This window comes from Serratia sp. X10 (genome assembly GCF_017811775.1).
GTDB lineage: Bacteria > Pseudomonadota > Gammaproteobacteria > Enterobacterales > Enterobacteriaceae > Serratia > Serratia ureilytica.
This window is the reverse complement of record NZ_JAEIOH010000009.1, coordinates 87471-104582: the sequence shown is the minus strand read 5'-3', so window position 1 is coordinate 104582 and position 17112 is coordinate 87471. Positions and strand designations below refer to the sequence as shown.

General features: G+C 57.3%; 14 protein-coding genes. 1 reads left to right on the top strand and 13 read right to left on the bottom strand.

From position 1 onward, the window contains the following. Positions 1–2: 2 nt before the first annotated feature. The 13 genes from J9788_RS22420 to J9788_RS22360 form a co-directional block, all read right to left on the bottom strand. A complete protein-coding gene (locus J9788_RS22420; RefSeq protein ID WP_182265328.1) occupies positions 3–2552 on the bottom strand; it encodes a fimbria/pilus outer membrane usher protein in 2550 nt (849 codons plus the stop codon). Positions 2553–2658: 106 nt separating this feature from the next. Then, on the bottom strand, positions 2659–3336 hold the full coding sequence (locus J9788_RS22415) for a molecular chaperone (protein WP_046899025.1): 678 nt from the start codon (positions 3334–3336) through the stop codon (positions 2659–2661). 87 nt (positions 3337–3423) lie between these two features. Next, positions 3424–3945, bottom strand: coding sequence for a fimbrial protein (locus tag J9788_RS22410; RefSeq protein WP_046899024.1), 522 nt, complete (start codon positions 3943–3945; stop codon positions 3424–3426). Positions 3946–4425: 480 nt separating this feature from the next. Further along, positions 4426–4974: a tyrosine-type DNA invertase gene (locus J9788_RS22405; RefSeq protein ID WP_044030581.1), complete on the bottom strand. Its 549-nt coding sequence runs from the start codon at positions 4972–4974 to the stop codon at positions 4426–4428. A gap of 543 nt (positions 4975–5517) precedes the next feature. After that, positions 5518–5760: an acyl carrier protein gene (locus J9788_RS22400; protein WP_182265329.1), complete on the bottom strand. Its 243-nt coding sequence runs from the start codon at positions 5758–5760 to the stop codon at positions 5518–5520. Positions 5761–5771: 11 nt separating this feature from the next. Further along, entirely contained in the window at positions 5772–7034 is a 1263-nt protein-coding gene (locus J9788_RS22395; RefSeq protein WP_182265330.1) for a beta-ketoacyl-[acyl-carrier-protein] synthase family protein, read from the bottom strand. Positions 7035–7036: 2 nt separating this feature from the next. Then, positions 7037–8416, bottom strand: a complete 1380-nt coding sequence (locus J9788_RS22390; protein ID WP_241427923.1) for an efflux transporter outer membrane subunit — start codon at positions 8414–8416, stop codon at positions 7037–7039. After that, complete coding sequence (locus J9788_RS22385) at positions 8413–10371, bottom strand: ABC transporter permease (protein ID WP_182265331.1); 1959 nt, start codon at positions 10369–10371, stop codon at positions 8413–8415. Before J9788_RS22385 ends, J9788_RS22390 begins: the two co-directional genes overlap by 4 nt. After that, positions 10361–11548: an efflux RND transporter periplasmic adaptor subunit gene (locus J9788_RS22380; RefSeq protein WP_241427922.1), complete on the bottom strand. Its 1188-nt coding sequence runs from the start codon at positions 11546–11548 to the stop codon at positions 10361–10363. Before J9788_RS22380 ends, J9788_RS22385 begins: the two co-directional genes overlap by 11 nt. Next, complete coding sequence (locus J9788_RS22375) at positions 11526–13643, bottom strand: peptidase domain-containing ABC transporter (RefSeq protein ID WP_182265332.1); 2118 nt, start codon at positions 13641–13643, stop codon at positions 11526–11528. Before J9788_RS22375 ends, J9788_RS22380 begins: the two co-directional genes overlap by 23 nt. A 19-nt stretch (positions 13644–13662) precedes the next feature. After that, a complete protein-coding gene (locus J9788_RS22370; RefSeq protein WP_182265333.1) occupies positions 13663–14607 on the bottom strand; it encodes an ABC transporter in 945 nt (314 codons plus the stop codon). Continuing rightward, positions 14607–15272, bottom strand: a complete 666-nt coding sequence (locus tag J9788_RS22365; protein ID WP_046899017.1) for a DsbA family protein — start codon at positions 15270–15272, stop codon at positions 14607–14609. The genes J9788_RS22370 and J9788_RS22365 overlap by 1 nt, the downstream gene beginning before the upstream one ends. Positions 15273–15448: 176 nt before the next feature. Continuing rightward, positions 15449–15652: a DUF4762 family protein gene (locus J9788_RS22360; protein WP_046899016.1), complete on the bottom strand. Its 204-nt coding sequence runs from the start codon at positions 15650–15652 to the stop codon at positions 15449–15451. 425 nt (positions 15653–16077) lie between these two features. Here J9788_RS22360 and J9788_RS22355 point away from each other — a divergent pair, with 425 nt between their 5' ends. Next, positions 16078–16998 (top strand): LysR family transcriptional regulator, encoded by a 921-nt coding sequence (locus J9788_RS22355; RefSeq protein WP_046899015.1) that lies wholly within the window; start codon positions 16078–16080, stop codon positions 16996–16998. Positions 16999–17112: the final 114 nt, after the last annotated feature.

The following is a 17112-nucleotide window of genomic DNA, read 5'->3' as shown; positions in this document are numbered from 1 at the left end:
CCTTATAGACACTGCCCATTCACGAGGCGTATACCGCCGCTCTCAGGCTGATTAGCCAATTGATAGTTAGCCTGACATTGCTGAGCGGCATCATTGCCCCACTTAACCAGCAGCCGGCCACTCTCCGCCATGCCGGCCAAATAAACCTGCCCACCATCGCCGACAATGCTGCCCTTATCGGAAGGGCTGTTGAGATCGCTGACGGTGGCGCCGAAGGGCACCGGATCACCGCTACGCGTCAGCAACGTCAGCAACACTCGGGCTCCGACATCTGGATTGAAGCTGGCGCGCACTACGGCGCCGCGAGTTGGAATCACCGTTTGGCTGCTTAGCGTCATGTCGACATCCTCGGCGAAAGACTCACCGTCCAGCCCGACGATATTGCGCCGGTAAGGCGTCAGATAAGGGACAACCGCATAGCCACGCCAGTCCGTGCTGACCCCGGTCTGGTTCAGGACATCGATCCCTGCGGCGCCAGGTGCCTGCACCAACGCCACCGTATCGCCCAGCGGCTGCGACAACGTGACGCCGTTTTGGTGCACCAGCACACCGCCCTGCACGCCGTAGTTCACCTGCCGGCGATGGCGCTCGTAGCCATAGCCCAGGTTCCACTCGGCGAGGGCGCCTTTATAATCCGCCTGAATATTCCCGTTCGCCCCCACGCCCCTGCCGGTATAACCTTGGCTGATGCTGTAGTTCAGGTTGTCGCCCGGCAGAGCAGTACCGCTCAACCCAAGGTTGTTGCTGGTGGCGCCATTGCGGCTGGCGTTCATGCCGTAGGTGGCGTAGCTGCCCGGCAGCCATTTGCTGAGCGGCACGCTGACGTTGAAGGCAACGATGTGATCGCGGATATTGCTGTGGTTGCCGTTGCTGTCGTAACCATTTTGGCTGAAGGTATAATTCAGCCCATAACTGATGGCTTCCCAGCTGTTGTTGTAGCTGAGGCTGACCGACTGCGAGCGGCGATTGTCATTCCAGTAATCCTCGTTAAACAGGCTGAGCGACAGCGTTCCGCCCAGATCCCACAGGCTCTGGCTCATCGTCAACTCGGCTCGGCTCTTTTTGCGGTCGTTATAGACAGCACTGTTGCCACCGTAACTCTCCAGCGCCTCTTGCAGGTTATAAAAACCGCGCGTGGAATAGCGGTAGCTGGCCAAGCTGAAGTTAGTGCCGGTTTCAATGAAGTTTTTGCCGTAACGCAGGCGCCATGATTGCCCTTGCTCTTTCGGCCGAGTTTCCTGCTTGGTCCATGCCTGAGTGACATCTGCGGACAGCGCCCCCACCGCCCCCATGTTCTGCCCCCACCCCAGCGCCAGAGACTGGTACTTACTGGCCGCCTGCACGCCGCCATACAGGGTAGCTCCCCACGGCAAACCGTAGATGCCGGTGGCCTGGCTGAACGGACGTTCATCAACGCCGCCACCGTATGAACGGTATTTCCCGCTGGTCAGGCTGTATTTGAAACGCCCTTCGCGCTGAAGCACCGGCACCACAGCATAAGGCACCACGAAATGTTGCTCCTGCCCGTCAGCCTCGCGCACGCTGACGTTCAGATCGCCGCTGCCGCCCGTGGGGTACAGATCGGTAATTTCAAACGCACCCGGCGGTACATAGCTTTGATAAATCACGTAGCCGTTTTGCCGGATCACGATTTGCGCGTTAGTGCGCGCAATCCCGCGCACCACCGGCGAGTAGCCCTTCATGCTGTCCGGCAGAATGTCATCTTCAGAAGCCAATTGCCCACCGCGGAACTGTACGCTGTCGAACACCTCGCTGGACGTTGTGCTGTCCCCCAGCGTCAGGCGGCTTTGCAACGCAACAATATCGCGCTGCAGATAGGTATTGATTGAACGCCAGGATGAAGCACCGCCGGTGTAGTGATTCCAGATGGAATAGTTACGCAAACGCCAGGCGCCCCAGTTAATGCCCGAGCGCAAATTGAGGTAATAGTTATTGTTGTTCTGCCGCTGCGTGTCGCGCATCTGACTATTGGCGCCGCTGAAGTTGTAATTGACCAATAACGCGGGTATGCCGGAATCCCATTTATCCGGGGAGACATAATCGCGTGCATTCAAGCGCAATGCCGCCTGAGGAATGCTTAGGTTCAGTCTCAACTGATTGAACTGGAATACTGCAGAGGCCTGTGGAATGGCCTGCGCCAGGTTGACGCAGCTATCCCCAGGCACCATCGCTGGGAACATAGCCACCCTCACGCCTAGCTCAGCCCATTTTTCCGTGCTGAAACAAGGCTGCAGCGTTTGCTTACCATCGGCTCTCGGCATCAGCTGGAACTCGACGTCAAGGCTGTCGATCTGTTCTCCGTTCAAGTAAAGATCGACCCGATAGCGCCCGGGCGCCTGGCTGCTGTTCTCTTCAAATACGGAGAGGTCGGCGCCACGCAGCGCCGGATTATCAATCTCCAGCAGCGCCGGGTTAAAGTAATCGCGCGCATGCGCTGCACCGATTGGATAAAGCAGTGCCACCTGGCAAGACATCAAACCGGCCAGAATCGATCGGCTCCCTGGTAAACCAATGCAATTCGGGTTATTCATCCTTTTAACTCCCTGTCCCGATTGGCTTAGCCCGTCGAAAGCTCAGGTAAGCCGAACGCCGGCCCCGGCGTACTCCGGAGCCCAAAAAACACGCATCGCTGCCCGGCTATAACGTGCCAGTAAAAGTCTGGCCGGTTCCGCCATAGTCGTTGATGATTTGCCAGCTCAGGCTGCCGCCCCCAGCGTGCGCCGTCGGCAACGGAAAACTGGCGGTAGCTTGCGGCGCGACCATGGTGTTGCCGGTAATGGCGCTGCCGTTCAGCTTCAAATTAAAAAAAGTGAGGTAATAGGGAGAAGGATTGGTCACCTGCAGCCGGTCGCCGCTGCGCCGCCATGTCACTTTACCGGCCGCCTCTTCCGGATTGCCAACCAGCCCCTGGGGACGATAAATCAACTTGATGCGGGTCTTGATCGCAATTTGCAGCGTGTTCTCTTTCTTTTCCACCGAAGGGATTGCCTTCACATTCAGCCAATACAGCGATTCTCTGTCCGTCGGCAAATTGCCGCCCGCACGCACCACGCGCAACAGGTTATTTTGGCCGCCGTCCAAACGAAACAACGGCGGCGTGATGATAAAAGGCGCTTTAACGCTGTCGCCCTCTTGCCCATCGACCCAAGATTGGATCAGATAAGGCACCGCATCCGGATTATTGATATTCAGTGCAGACTCTTTTTTGCCGCCATCGTAAATCAGACGTGTCCCACCCACGATCACGCCGGCCTGTACCGGAGTCCAAAGCGCCATCAATAACGCTGCCGCCAGCGCAAAATATCCCGCTTTCATTTTGTTACCTTCCCCGATGGATAAAGAGCCAGAGGCGCAGCCTCTGGCCCAGTTTTCTAACGCTTACGCCAGAATGACGACGTGAATTTACTGATAAACGATGGTGAAGTTGGCGGTGGCGTTCGCGCTACCGACAGAGACTGTGTCGTAAGCGAAGTAGCGCGCCACAAAGCCCAGAACGTTGTCTTTGTTCTCTGCCAACGTATACACGCGGGAATCGTTGCCGATGTTGAGTACGTTGCTGCCGTCATCCAGCAGCTGTACGCCAATGCCGCCTGCCACTCCAGCGGTGCCGGCGCCGGTCAGTTGCAGAAGCCCGGACTGCCCCTGCACCTGCGTGCCGTCAAAGCGTACGGTCGCCCCGGTGACGGTGGCCGGGCAGTTTTTCAGCACCAGGTTGAATGCTTTGGCACCGGCAGTTTTAGACAGGGTGAACGCATCTTTAGCGATTTTGCCCAGAGCAACCTGCTTGTTCTGGGAATCCGGATCGACGGTGCAAGACTGATCGGTGATGGTACCGGTGATATTCAGCGCGCCGTCAGCGGCAAATACAGAGGTGGTAAATGCAGACGCGGTCAATACAGCTACAGCCAGCAGATTCTTTTTCATCCTACTTTCCTTAAAATTATGCAAAACATGCATGGTTTTATTTCCGACATATCCTTAATGTCATTCCTTTTATTTAGTTCCATGAATGTAAAGGGCCTTAGCCAGACTGATTAGTGGCTTCGGACTTATTCACCCAAACGATTCATTTTGAACTAAAGTGACTCCTTTGGCTTTTAAAACCAAAAAAAATATATTTAACAGAATTTAAAACCAACTTGATAACAAATGGACAATAAATCAGACTAAAAAACCAAGGTGTAAACTCAATGATTTAAATCTGCGGATCTTTGATTAGGATTTTGCTTAGATGAAGAGGTGGGGTTCGACAAGAAATAAAATCACAACACACTGTTTTTAAAGGCAATTAACCTTTGTTCGGGAAAGAGAGCATAGGAATATTGACATTGTTTTTACGCGTCCTTACAGTATGTTTCAGTTTAGTTCAAAGTGACTCCTTATCGTTATTAACTTAAATCACACTTACCAAATTTCCTTAAAGCGCTGTGCATTGCTGGCGGTATAAATCACCGTATTCTGAATATTTCTATGCCCGAGGTAATCCTGAATTAAACGGGTGTCGATACCGCGGTCCGCCAATGCAAATCCGCAGCCATGCCGCAGCATATGTGGATGAGCGTTGACCTCCAATTTGGCCACCTTGCTGTAATGGCGAATCAACCCGTAAATACGTTGGCGCGACAGACGGCCACCGCGGTTGGACAGGAATAACCACTCTTGATCGGCCCAGCGGTGCCGTTGACGCTTATCCAACCAACGCCGCAGACATTGCCTTTCGCGCAGATAAAGCGGATGCACCGTGGAAAAACCATTCTTCAAGCGATGAACATAAATGTTGCCGCCTTCCAGATCGATATCCGACAAACGCCATCCCCCTATTTCGCTGGCGCGGCACCCATGGATAAAACACATATAAATCAAGCAATAATCGCGTTCTGGATTCTTTCCCTGCAGCGTGACCTCAAGCAGTCTCTCCACTTCGGAAGGCGTCAGATGTTTACGATTAGACATACAACCTCTATTACTTTGATCGGAAAAATGTGGCTGTCATTTTCCTTTTACATCACCACAATGGACACTCAGGGTTTCCCCTGGCTATGGATAGGTTCCTGCATCCAGCGCGGAGTATAACGGATTTGCCAAACGCGAACAGTGCACAGGGATTATTCACCGCTTCAGCGCTCCCCTTGAGGACCCTCGTTAATGAAAACCGCAGCTCAACTGCCACTATCAGAAATAATAAGGATGGCATACTTCCTGATTCACTTTAGTTTGCGTTAATACTTCCATTTCACACATGCGCTGAAATTGGCAAACAAACCGACAAAACAAAGAAAAATCCTAATAAAATCGCGAGGCGTCATGGGTTTCGAAGCGTTATACGGCACGTAAAAAAACGAAATAAATCCGCCGACGCAAACGTAACTTAACCAAACAGATAAGTATTAATCTTTATGTGAATCGATAAGAGGAAAAATCAGGGCAGGAGGAAATAAAGTCACGATGGGGAATAGCCCAGGCCTGGCCGCAGCACACGGCCGCCTGGGGGGAGAATTATTGACTGGTCATAACGTGACACAGCTCACCAAGGGTCAGGTCAGGCCGTTCGATAAACATTTCCGCATTGAGCGTAATGCCGAACTCACGCCTAACCAGCAGCATCAACTCCATATAATCCAGGCTGTCCAACCCCAACTGTTGCAGCGGCATATCGGCCGACATCAGCGTTCTGTCCAATCCTTTGGCTTCATACAACAAGCCGCAAATCGCCTCATACAATCGATGATACTTTTCCATATGCCCTACCATTATCCATTGTGATTGCCGAATACCAGCGCTGCATTAGCACCGCCGAAACCGAAGTTGAGACTCATGACATTGCGCAAACGACCGCGACGATGCCCCTCGCGGATATAATCGAGATCGCATTCGGGATCGGTCTCGTGCAAATGGCAGGTTGCCGGCATCATTTGCTGCTGCAATGCCTGTAGGCAGACGATCGCCTCAAAGCTGCCGGATGCGGCGAGCAAGTGCCCGGTATAGGATTTCGTACTGGAAATCGGCGTGCGATAAGCATCGCGCCCCAAAGCCGCCTTGACCGCAGCGGTTTCGTTTACGTCGTTTTGCGGCGTAGACGTGCCATGCGCATTGATATAGTCGATCTCATGGCTGCCGAGCCCCGCCTGCTCCAGAGCACGTCGAATGGTTTTCACCTTGGCCTGCGGATCCTCCGCCGGCGCGGTAAGGTCAAAAGCATCTGAAAAGTTGCCGTATCCCTTGATCTCCCCCAATATTGTCGCACCGCGCGCTAAAGCCGCCTCTCGCTCCTCAAGACACAACACGGCGGCCCCTTCCGCCAACACGAAACCGCTGCGCTCCCGGCTGAACGGGCAACTGGCCTTGGTAATATCCTTTTGCTCCCGACTCAGCAAACGCAGCGCGTCGATATTCCAGATCGCGCCATTGCCGCTCAGTGATTCCGACGCGCCGGCCAGCATCATTGAAGCGCGACCGCTGCGGATCACCTCAAACGCATCGCCAATCGCGATGCCGCCGGTCGCGCAGGCCGCCGCCGGCGAGCCTTGATAACCCCGCAGCAACCAATGTTGGGCGCATATGGCGGTCGCGATATTGGGCATCGCGTGAAAACAGCCAAACAGCTGTCCCAGCCCGGATTGCAGATAGTCCGCATTGTTTTGCATGATCTCATCCTGCCCTCCCCAGCCGCTGCCGATAATCGCCCCGCATTCCAACGACGAATAAAAGTGCACAGGCCCTCTGTAAGAGGATGAAAACGCCATTTCGATCGCCTCCGCGGCGGCGGCAAGCGCCAGCCTGGCGAATCTGGGCAGCCGGCGGCTTACCCGTCCGGCAACGCCCTCCAGCTGCGGTTCAGACTCCAGCAAAGCAAAAAAGCGCGCATGTATTCCCGCCGCCGATTTATCGTGATAGCGATAGGCCAGGCGGTTGGCCATGATAGCCTGCCAGTTTTGCTGCGCGTTGCCACCCAGCGCGGTGACGGCGCCGTAACCCGTGACCACCACACGTCTTGTATTCCGTTCTCTGTCCATGCTTATTCCCCTTGCCCGGATGCGAAAGCCTCGTTGCCGCCCAGCGCCAGCCAGAGCTGCATCGTGGCGTTCAGGTAGCGATATTGCAGTGCCGACAGCGAATTCTCGCTGGTTAACACCGCCTCTTGCGCGTCCAGCAACGTTTGCAGCGCGACGGAACCGGCCTGATATTGATGGCGGGCCAATGCCACGGCTTGTCTCCCCATCGCCAGATGTCGCTGTTGATTGCCGATTTGCCGCTGCGCTTCCAGACGTTCCCGCATGGCGTTGTCTACCTCAGCCAGCGCGCGGTAAACCGCATCGCGAAATTGAATCTCCGCGCGCTGCGCCTGCAACGCCGCTTTGTCGCTGGACAAGCGCATCTTGCGCCACTCAATGAACGGCAGCGTCAACGTCGCGCCCAGCGAACGCGAAGGTTCACTGAACCATTGGCGGAAAAGCCCGCTGCCGGCATCCAGTGCGGCATCCAGACTCAGCGCCGGATAAAAACTCAATTTAGCGGCCTCCGCACCGGCCAGCGCCGCCCTCAGGCGCCGCTCCGCCGCCTGCACATCCGGCCGTCGCGCCATCACCGCCGCCGGCAGACGTGGCGCAATGGGCACCTCGTTGATCGGTAGCGCTCGCCTTTCGCTGTATCGCAGCAAGGGTGAACGGCCGAACAACAGCGCCAGCGAGTTGCGAGCGTCTTCCCGCTGCCGTGCCAGTTCATCCCGTTGATTCTCCCGCGCCAATAGGTTTTGCTCCGCCTGCAACAACTCGAATCGGCCGACGTCGCCGGCGGTGTGACGTGCCGCCACCAGCCGTAAAGTCTCACGCGCGAACGCCACCGCCTGCTGTTGATGGGTGACTTGCTGATTCAAATCGGCGATCTGCCAATACCCGCGAGCGGTAGCGCCGATCAAGGTCAACGCGGTATTGCGCCGATCCAACTCCGAAGCGACGGCCAGCCACTGAGCCTGCTCGCGAATACGCGCCAGCTTGCCCCATAAATCCAGTTCATAACTCAGTGACAGTCCTGCGCGGTAACTTTCTTGCGGCCGCGCCGCGCCGCGCAATGCCTTGGTATTGCGGCCACTCAGGCTGGCGGCCAGGTCGGGGGTCGCATTGCCGGCTATCAACCCGGCCTCCAACATCGCCTCACGCCACTGCAATCCAGCCAGCGCCAGATCCTGGTTCGCGATGAGCACGCCATCGATCAGCGAGGAAAGCTGCGGATCATTGAAGTTTTCCCACCAGGCGACGCCTGCCCGCAATGAACCGGAACGTTCATCAACCACGCGCCACTGCTGCGGCAACGACGGTGGCGCCGTGGCGTCGATCGGCCGCCCTCCGCAAGCGCTCAAAGACAGCATGACCAGCCCGTAAATCAAAAGTCGGTTCATTCTCGCGCCAACGCCTCCACCGGCTGCAGGCGCGCGGCGGCACGGGCCGGAAAGAAGCCGAACCCGACGCCGATCAACGCCGAGAACCCGCAGGCCAGCAGCAATGGTGGCCAGGTAAAGATCATCGTCACCTGCGGCGCCAAGCCGCTCAGAATCCCTTTAACCAGCGCGGCGCAGGCGATCCCCAACACGCCCCCCAGGCTGCAGATCACCACCGCCTCAATCAAAAATTGCCGCATAATGTCTTTCTCAGCGGCGCCCACCGCCAATCGAATGCCGATCTCATGGGTTCGTTCCGTCACCGAAACCAACATGATGTTCATCACCCCCACCCCGCCGACCAGCAGCGAGATGGCGGCAATCGCCGTAATCAGCAATCGCATGGAGTCGGAGGCACGCTGAATGGATTGCGTCAGCTGATCGTCGGTCAGCGTGAAAAAATCCCGCCGGCCATGTTCTATGGTCAAACGCCGGGTCACATCCCGCCTTGCCGCTTCCAACGTCAATTTTTCATTCACTCGCATCACAATCGATTCCAGCGGCATATCGCCGGCGATGCGGCCAGTCAGGGAGGTATGGGGCAGCCAGGCAAGCGGTTGAGAGCCGGCGTATTGGGCGCCGCGGCGCTGCGCAACGCCGATCACCCGATAAGGCACACCCGCGATCAGCAAAACCGCGCCCACCGGATCTTGCCGGGAAGAAAACAGAGCCTGTTGCAGCAAGGGATCGATCACCGCCACCGGTGCGCGCTCACTCAGATCCTGCGCAGTAAACAGGCCACCGGAAAGCAGCCGAATACCCTGCGTGCGGAAATACCCTTCGCCGACGCCCATCACGGCGAGCGGCACCTGCTTGCCTTCGCGCACGGCCGACAGTTGAGTACTGATAACCGGCGAAACGCTGTCGACATAAGGCAAGGTCGCCAGCAGCGCAGCATCCCGCGCACTCAGCGAACGCGCAAAATCGGGACGCGTTTTTTCCCATCCCAATCCGGGACGAATGTCCAACGTGCTGGAGCCGAGCTGGCTGATTTCCCTGAGGATGCTTTGACGCGTGCCTTCACCGATGGCGATGGCGGAAACGACCGCCGCAATGCCGATGATGATGCCGAGCATCGATAATAATGCCCGGACCCGATGCCCTAATAATGCCCGCCAAGCCATGCCGATCGCCTCTCGCAGCGCCGCCCAAAGGCTCATGCGTTTCAGCGGCGCAGCCAGCGCCAGCGGCCTCTCGAACGCAAAACGCTGCCGGGCGGCATCGTGGCGACGATCCGCCACGATCTCGCCGTCGCCGATCTCAATGATCCGCTGCGCCTGCTCGGCGATCCGCCGATCGTGCGTCACGATGACCACGGTGTGTCCGACAGCGTTCAGCTCATGCAAAATGGCCATCAGCGCCTGACCGCTGGCGCTATCCAACGCGCCGGTAGGTTCATCGGCCAAAATGATTTCCGCGCCGTTCATAAGAGCTCGGGCAATACTGACCCGCTGCTGCTGCCCACCGGAAAGCTGCGCCGGACGATGGCCACCGCGCAACGCCAACCCGAGGCGAGCCAACAAATGCGCGGCCCGCAGGCGGCGCTCGGCGGCCGGCATCGCGGTATACAATGCAGGGATAGCCACGTTCTCACCGGCCGTCAGATAGGGCATCAGGTGGTAGCGCTGAAAAATAAAGCCGATATGCCGACTGCGGAGCCGCGCCAGGCGATTGCCGTCGGCTTGCCCAATCGCCACCCCGTTGATGTAAACATCCCCCTGAGAAGGCTTGTCCAGACAACCGATAATATTCATCAACGTCGATTTTCCGGAGCCGGAGGCGCCGACGATAGCGACCATTTCTCCCCGCTGAATGCTCAGGGAAACGCGTTTGAGGACCGTGATTTTCTGCTCTCCGGCTTGAAACTCGCGTGAAACGTTATCCAAAACGATAATGGGATCCGTGCTAACTGACATGCTCACCCTCCGTATCTGGCTGGTGTTCCAGCAGCACTTGCTCACCCACACTCACGCCGTCCAACACTTCCGCATAGCGGCGATCGCGCTTCCCGATGCGCACGCTGCGCGCGACAACCCGCTGGCCTTCCAACACTCTGATCTGATAGCGCTCGCCATCCAGAGCCTCTCCCAATGCCGCCGTCGGCAGCCGCGCCACCCCCGTGGCGCGTTCGGTAATAATGAATACCTGCGCCGTCATCGAGGTGCGTAATCGACGTTCGCCGTTGGCGACGGCAAACACGCCGTTGTAATACACCGCCGCCGTTTGCTGGCTTGAATTTCTGCCCAGCGGGTCGGCTTCCAGCGCTTCTGCCGGCGCTTGCTGTATCGCGCCCATGGCCCCCTCATATCGGCGGCGGGGATCGGCGGCGACATAAAACCACAGCGGCTGCCCCGCCCTCACCTGCAAGATGTCATTTTCCGATATGCGGGTATGCACCATCATCGTATCCACGTCTGCCATCACCAAAATGGTCGGTGCGCTTTGCGATGAGACGATGGTTTGCCCTTCCTGAGTGACGATGCCCAGCACTTCGCCGTCGATAGGCGCGGTAATACGGGTAAAAGCCAGGTTGGCCCTCGCCGTTTCCTGTGCGACTTCGGCCTGAACGATCTGCGACTCATTCACTTTCAACTGCGCCAGCTGCGCGTCGTGCTGCGCCTGCGCTTTTTCCAAATCGCTGGCCACGCCGGCACGATCTCGCGCCAACGCCCTTTGCCGCGTCAGCTCCAGTTGATACTGCTTGAGCTGCGCCTGACTCGCCAATTTCTGCGCCTGCGCGCTGCGTAATTCAGCCTGCGACTTGCGCAGTTCGTTAAGTTGCAACGTCGGATCTATCTCGGCCAACAGCTGGCCCTGAGCCACTCTGTCCCCCTGTTTAACATACAGTTTTTTCAGTTGACCGTTGACCTGCGCGCCAACGTTCACCTGCCGGGCCGGTTTCAAAATGCCGGTAGCCAACACGCTTTTTTCGATGTCGCCGCGATCGACGCGCGCCGTCTGCGGCGGTAATACCTCTGGCGCTCGATTCAGCCATAACAGCCCGCCAGCCAGCCCCCCCAACACGATCGTCGCCAGCGCCACACGCCGCCAGCGTCTCTTTCCGGGCACGTCACTCCACCTCAGCACAGTCATTCATCCTGGTGTCGACGGCAGCCACCAACCGGCCCTGCGACAAGTGCAGCACCCGATCAAACAACGGCAGCAGCCGCGGGTTATGCGTCACGGTCACCAGGGTTTTACCCTTCTCGCGGCAATGCGCTACCAGAGCCGACATCACCGCCGCAGCGTTTTTTTCATCCAGATTCGCCGTCGGTTCATCCAGCACCAACACCGGACAACGGCTGTACATGGCGCGCGCCAGCAACAGACGCTGCCGTTGCCCCAGCGACAACCCCGCATGGCTCTCTCGCACCAGAGCGTTCACGCCTCCGGGCAGCTGCGCCACCGCATCCGCCAGCCCCAAACTGCATAGCGCCTGCTCCACCTCCCTTTGCTGACCCGGCGCCGACGGGGCGAACAGCGTGATGTTTTGCAACACAGAGGCATTGAACAGAATGTCCTCCTGGCTTTGCAGGAAGAACAGCCGCTGCGCGGCGGCGTTAGCCAGCACGCGGCCATCCAGCGTCAGTTCCCCCCGCTGCGGCGTCAGCAGACAGGCTAGCACCTTCAGCAAGGTGCTCTTGCCCGCGCCGGAACCGCCGCAGATGGCGATGCACTCGCCCCGTTCCAGCGTCAGCGACAGGTCGCGCAAAACCGGTTGGCCGGCGTCGTAAGCGAAGCTCATCCCCCGATACGCCAACTGCACATCAAAATGGTTCACGCTTTCGTCGCCAGACCCGGTACGCAGAGAGACGGCAGGAAACAGATCCCGCGCGCGCTCATCGATAACGTGCAGTTGGTTTTTCTGCAGGACGGCAAAAAAGATTTTGCTGGTGTAAGAGGTAAAAATTTCGCGCAGAAAGCTGTAGGCGAAGAATGCCCCCAGAGTGAGTTCGCCGCCCTTTAGCAGCGGCAGCGCCAGCAGCATGAACACCACCATTTCCAGGCTGCCAATCAGTTGATAAATGCTGCCCTTGACCTGCTCATAGACTTTTTGCCGCTGCAGGCAGTTGAACAGCGAACGGGCATGCTCGGCAAAGCCCTCTTGCCGCTGGCCGGCGAGCCCGGCGGACTTGATGGTCGAAAACCCCTGAATGGTTTCCAGAATAAAATCATTCTGCGCCGCCCCTCTCACCTGTAGCTGCTGGGTGAAGTGGCGATCGCGATAAATGGCCCAAACGCTGATCGCCCCCATCAGCAGTACGCCGACAATCGGCACCAGCGCCAACATCGGGCTCAAATAGCCCATCACCGCCAGCGCGATAGCACCGATGATCCAGTCGGTGCGCAGGCCGTTATCCAGCTCGATTTTCTGGCCGGCGGCCATCTGCCAGCTGGTGAAACGGCTGAAAATCTCGCCGGGCGCGCGCTTGCTGAAGAAATTCAGCGAATTTTCCAGCAGGCGGGAAAACCCGGCGGCGCCGTGCAGCAACACGAAGTTTTTGATAAAACGCTCGGTGATGATGCGCGCCATCAGGGCCAGCGCCGTGGATGCCACAAACGCCAGCAGATAGTAGGCGTAAGGGAACGCGACCTCTCCGGCCATGGCGAACACCTGATTGATCGCGCTGGCGACCATCATCGGCATGATGAACAGCGTCAGCGAAATAAGAAACGTCATCGCCGCCAGGCGATAAATGCCGGCGATGCCAGCGGTATCCTTCAGGCTTAAACTGGCGAAAGCGCCCCGTCGGCGGCTCCGCGCGGCAGGGGCGGTGGACGGTAAATCGTCGCGATCGAGCACCAATGCGTAGCCGCTGATTTCCGCTTTCAGGGCGGCGTAGGGTAGTAGCTGTTGCCCCAACGCCGGATTCATTACGCACACGTAACCGCCCTGACGATATGCCAGCAGTACATAGTGGCCCGCGCCGTAATGCAGAATCGCCGGTAAAGGCAGCGCCGCCAGATCCCGGTGCTCGAACGCCACCGGATAAGCCGGCAGCGCCAGCTCCCCTAAAATGGCGCACAGCGTCGCCAGCGAAGTGCCATGTTGCGAAGCGGGGTAACGCTCACGCAGTTCCGTCAATGGCGCGCGAACGCCCTGCGTTTCCGCCAGCATGGCGATGCAGGCCAGCCCGCATTCATTGATTTCGCTCTGCAAGACCGGCGTAGGGAGGGTGTTTTCCATGCGTAGTGATATCCCTGACTTATTCGTTGATAAAAAATAAAGAGTGCGAATGCCACAGCAGCCAATCATCCGCATGTCGCCGCAGGGTGCGCTCAACGATCGCCGGCACGGCACGGCCGACCTGCTCTGTAGCAATCGGTTCTTCTATGTGAATGCGAACGCCGCGCTCGTAATAAAGCGAATAGCACACCACTCGAGCCCGCATCGCTCGGGATAATCGAACGATGCCGCTATGCAAATGCGCTGGCCGGTTGAACAAACGGCAAGCCAGTTTGGCCGAGGCGTCCCGGGTGCTGTTCAAGGTGTAATCCGGCGTGATGTCCGGGAAGAGGATGATGTTGCGCCGATGCTCCGTCGCCTCCAGCAACGCCTGCGACAAGGTGCCGGCAATATGCCGGGGATCGTCGTGAATCGAGCAATAGTCGAGCCGCTGCCGCCATTCCCCCTCAGGCGCTCGCCGTGCTAACGTCTGTGCGTCGCCGGAAACGATCACCGTTGCCCGCCCCGGATAAACGCCCGCGCCGACCAGCGTCGCCAACACATCGGAAACCGTGTGCATCGGCGCCAACAACACCGGCACCCCGGCGCGATGCAGCGGCTCCACCACCTGATTGAGCTGTGAGGTGCACTGCGCCAAATGTTCCATCAACGCGGCGTTGTGGGCCTGGATCGCCGCCAAATCCAGCCATTGCCGCCGCTGCATCAGCCAGGCGAAGTCCAGCCTGCCGTAGCCCAACAGGCTTTGGCGATTCGCCTCAGCGACCGCTTGCCGGTGGCGAAAACGGCGTTGCTGCAGACCCCACCTCAACCGCCTCTGCATCTTTAGCCACAGGCGATAATCCACGCGCCGCAGCAGAGCGCACGTCAGACTCCGGCTCACCCCGGTGCGGACAGCCGAGAGACGCGCCACGGCGTCCAGACCGTTACGCCAGGCCAGATAGCCCCGAACCGCGAGCAGGCGCATCAGGGGGCCAGCGGCTTATCGTGCTGCAACAGCGACAGCAGTTGCTGGCTGAAAGCGGAAAACTCGCGGTCTTGCAACGCCAGCCATTTGCGATTGACGATAAAGCTGGGGGTCGCGTTGACCTGGTAATAGCGGCTTACCGCCGTCATATACGCCAACAGCTCTTTGACCCGTTCTGAATCTCTGGTCCGCTGATAGGCGGCCTCATCGATGCCGTTGGCCGCCAACCAGGCGCTGAGCTGCTTTTCATCCGCCAGATTGAGGTTTTCTTTGATAATGGCGCGGTAAGCGGCGGAACGATGCTGCGCCTCGATCCCCATGACCGTCAGGGTGGCGAAGAGGGGCGCAAAGGCCGCCATGCCGGCGCGATCGTCGTCGCTTAGATGCAAGCGCACCAATTTGGCCCCCGCCGGTAAGCGTTTTTCCAGCTCGGCTACGCCGCTTTCGTTGACTTCACAATAGTGACAGGCGTAGGAGAAGACTTCGACAATGGCGTTATCATCTTGCAATGGGCTTTGCTCTATTTTTTCCGGAGAGATAAAACTCAGGCTTTCCGCCGCCGGCGAGGCCATAACGTAATGCTGGAAATAAAGCGCGGTCAAAAAAGAAGAGGCGAAAATAATGACGAGCGTGTAACTGATAAAAAGCAAGGGACGTTTATACATAACGGACGCATCCTGCGCATTAATTGATATTCACTTGGCAGAGTGAACGAGTGAAAAAGAATTAACACCGTAAATAATAAAAAGCTAAAGACGACTGCTTCGCCCGGTATCAGGCGGAACAGCGCGAACGCTGCCCGCCTGTCCACCGCTATTCTAGATGCTGGTGGCCACGCACATTAGCTTGGCGTGGTTGGGTTGCTCGGGCAGCTCGCCGCCGGTGCCGGATAATAGTACTTCTGGACGCCACCGAATTTATTCGCGCAGGTTTTCACCAGCTGGCAGGTTCTATTGTTGCCGCTACCCACCCAGGCGAATTCCTTGGTACACACAAAAGTACCGCCGACGATGTTTTCCGCTTCAGACAGATTGATTTTCTTCATTACAATATCCTTATATATATTAAAATATAAACACACTACCCATCACTCTGCCTGCAAGACAGAGTAATTCTTCAATACATTGAAAAACATTTAATTGATAACAATGAGAGCGCCGCGGGAAAAAGAATAGCCCTCTCACACAAGCAGATCAATACAATTATTTACACTGCACCGCAGGCTTAATGGAATAAGTAACGTTTGATATAAGGATTATTCTAATTTAATTGCTGATAAAAACATGGAAGTTAATTTCACCCCCGGAATAGCCACGATTTATTTGAAGGATAATTCTCAGTTTAAGAGGTAATTAACCAAGAAAATTTCAGATCCGACCAGTTAACCGGCGCTGGAAACAGGCTGAAAAGATTGCTTCCTGCCGCGCCGGACTTACACTGGGCAACAGGACTCTCACTCTTAGGATGCCCATGCTCGCGACTCACGAATACGCCAACGACCTGATTCTGTTTGCCCTGATTGTCGACTGCGGCTCGTTCAGCAAGGCGGCGGAGAGCGCCGGCATTACCAGTTCGGTGGTCAGCAAACGCATCGGGCGGTTGGAAAAATCGCTCGGCGCCCGCCTGTTGTACCGCACCACCCGCAGCCTGACGCTGACCGAAAGCGGGCAGGCGCTCTACCAGCAGGCCAAGGAGATCGGCGCCAAAGTGCAGGAAGCGCTGTACGCCGTCAGCGAAAAGAGCGAAGAGCTGACCGGCACCATTCGCATGTCGGTGCCGACCATTTCGGGTGAGCTGCTGCTGAGTGAAAGCGTGGCGGAGTTTTGCGCTCAGCACCCCAGCCTGAAGGTCGAGATGCGGCTGGAAAACCGCTTCGTCGATCTGGTGGAAGAAGGCATCGATCTGGCGATCCGTACCGGCACCATGCCGGACTCCAGCCTGATTGCGCGGCCGATCTTCGATTCCCGCTGGGTGATCGTCTGCTCGCCGGGCTATCTGGAGAACCACCCGGAGCCGCGCAATCCCGACGATCTGCTTAGCCACAACTGCCTGACCTATACCTATCAAGAGAACGGCACCGCCAACTGGCTGATGAAGCGGCCAGGGCGCAACGAAATCTACGAGCTGCAGGTTAACGGCAATCTGTCGGCCAACAATGCGCGGGCGATCCGCAAAGCGGTGATCGGCGGCCACGGCATCGCCATGGTGCCGCGCTGCATGGTGTACGAAGATTTGCAGGACGGCAAACTGACGGAGATCCTGGCCGGCCACTGCGGCAAGGTATTGGGCATTTACGCCGTCTACCCTTATACCCGCAATCTGCCGTTAAAAACTCGCCTGCTGATCGAACATATCATCGGTTCCTATCAAAATATCAGCCACTACTTTTAAGTTTCCACTCCTGATTATTTCCACGCGGCGTAAAAGACCGCGTGGATTACCGCATTTTTGGACATGAACTCGTGAACATTAACGCCTAATTAATGTGATCCAGCGCATTCATTA

Coding starts and splice junctions, on each gene's coding strand:
- J9788_RS22375 (WP_182265332.1), bottom strand. CDS start 13,643: ATGGAAAACACCCTCCCTACGCCGGTCTTGCAGAGCGAAATCAATGAA.
- J9788_RS22405 (WP_044030581.1), bottom strand. CDS start 4,974: ATGTCTAATCGTAAACATCTGACGCCTTCCGAAGTGGAGAGACTGCTT.
- J9788_RS22415 (WP_046899025.1), bottom strand. CDS start 3,336: ATGAAAGCGGGATATTTTGCGCTGGCGGCAGCGTTATTGATGGCGCTT.
- J9788_RS22420 (WP_182265328.1), bottom strand. CDS start 2,552: ATGAATAACCCGAATTGCATTGGTTTACCAGGGAGCCGATCGATTCTG.
- J9788_RS22380 (WP_241427922.1), bottom strand. CDS start 11,548: ATGACTGTGCTGAGGTGGAGTGACGTGCCCGGAAAGAGACGCTGGCGG.
- J9788_RS22400 (WP_182265329.1), bottom strand. CDS start 5,760: ATGGAAAAGTATCATCGATTGTATGAGGCGATTTGCGGCTTGTTGTAT.
- J9788_RS22360 (WP_046899016.1), bottom strand. CDS start 15,652: ATGAAGAAAATCAATCTGTCTGAAGCGGAAAACATCGTCGGCGGTACT.
- J9788_RS22385 (WP_182265331.1), bottom strand. CDS start 10,371: ATGTCAGTTAGCACGGATCCCATTATCGTTTTGGATAACGTTTCACGC.
- J9788_RS22395 (WP_182265330.1), bottom strand. CDS start 7,034: ATGGACAGAGAACGGAATACAAGACGTGTGGTGGTCACGGGTTACGGC.
- J9788_RS22370 (WP_182265333.1), bottom strand. CDS start 14,607: ATGCGCCTGCTCGCGGTTCGGGGCTATCTGGCCTGGCGTAACGGTCTG.
- J9788_RS22390 (WP_241427923.1), bottom strand. CDS start 8,416: ATGAACCGACTTTTGATTTACGGGCTGGTCATGCTGTCTTTGAGCGCT.
- J9788_RS22410 (WP_046899024.1), bottom strand. CDS start 3,945: ATGAAAAAGAATCTGCTGGCTGTAGCTGTATTGACCGCGTCTGCATTT.
- J9788_RS22365 (WP_046899017.1), bottom strand. CDS start 15,272: ATGTATAAACGTCCCTTGCTTTTTATCAGTTACACGCTCGTCATTATT.
- J9788_RS22355 (WP_046899015.1), top strand. CDS start 16,078: ATGCTCGCGACTCACGAATACGCCAACGACCTGATTCTGTTTGCCCTG.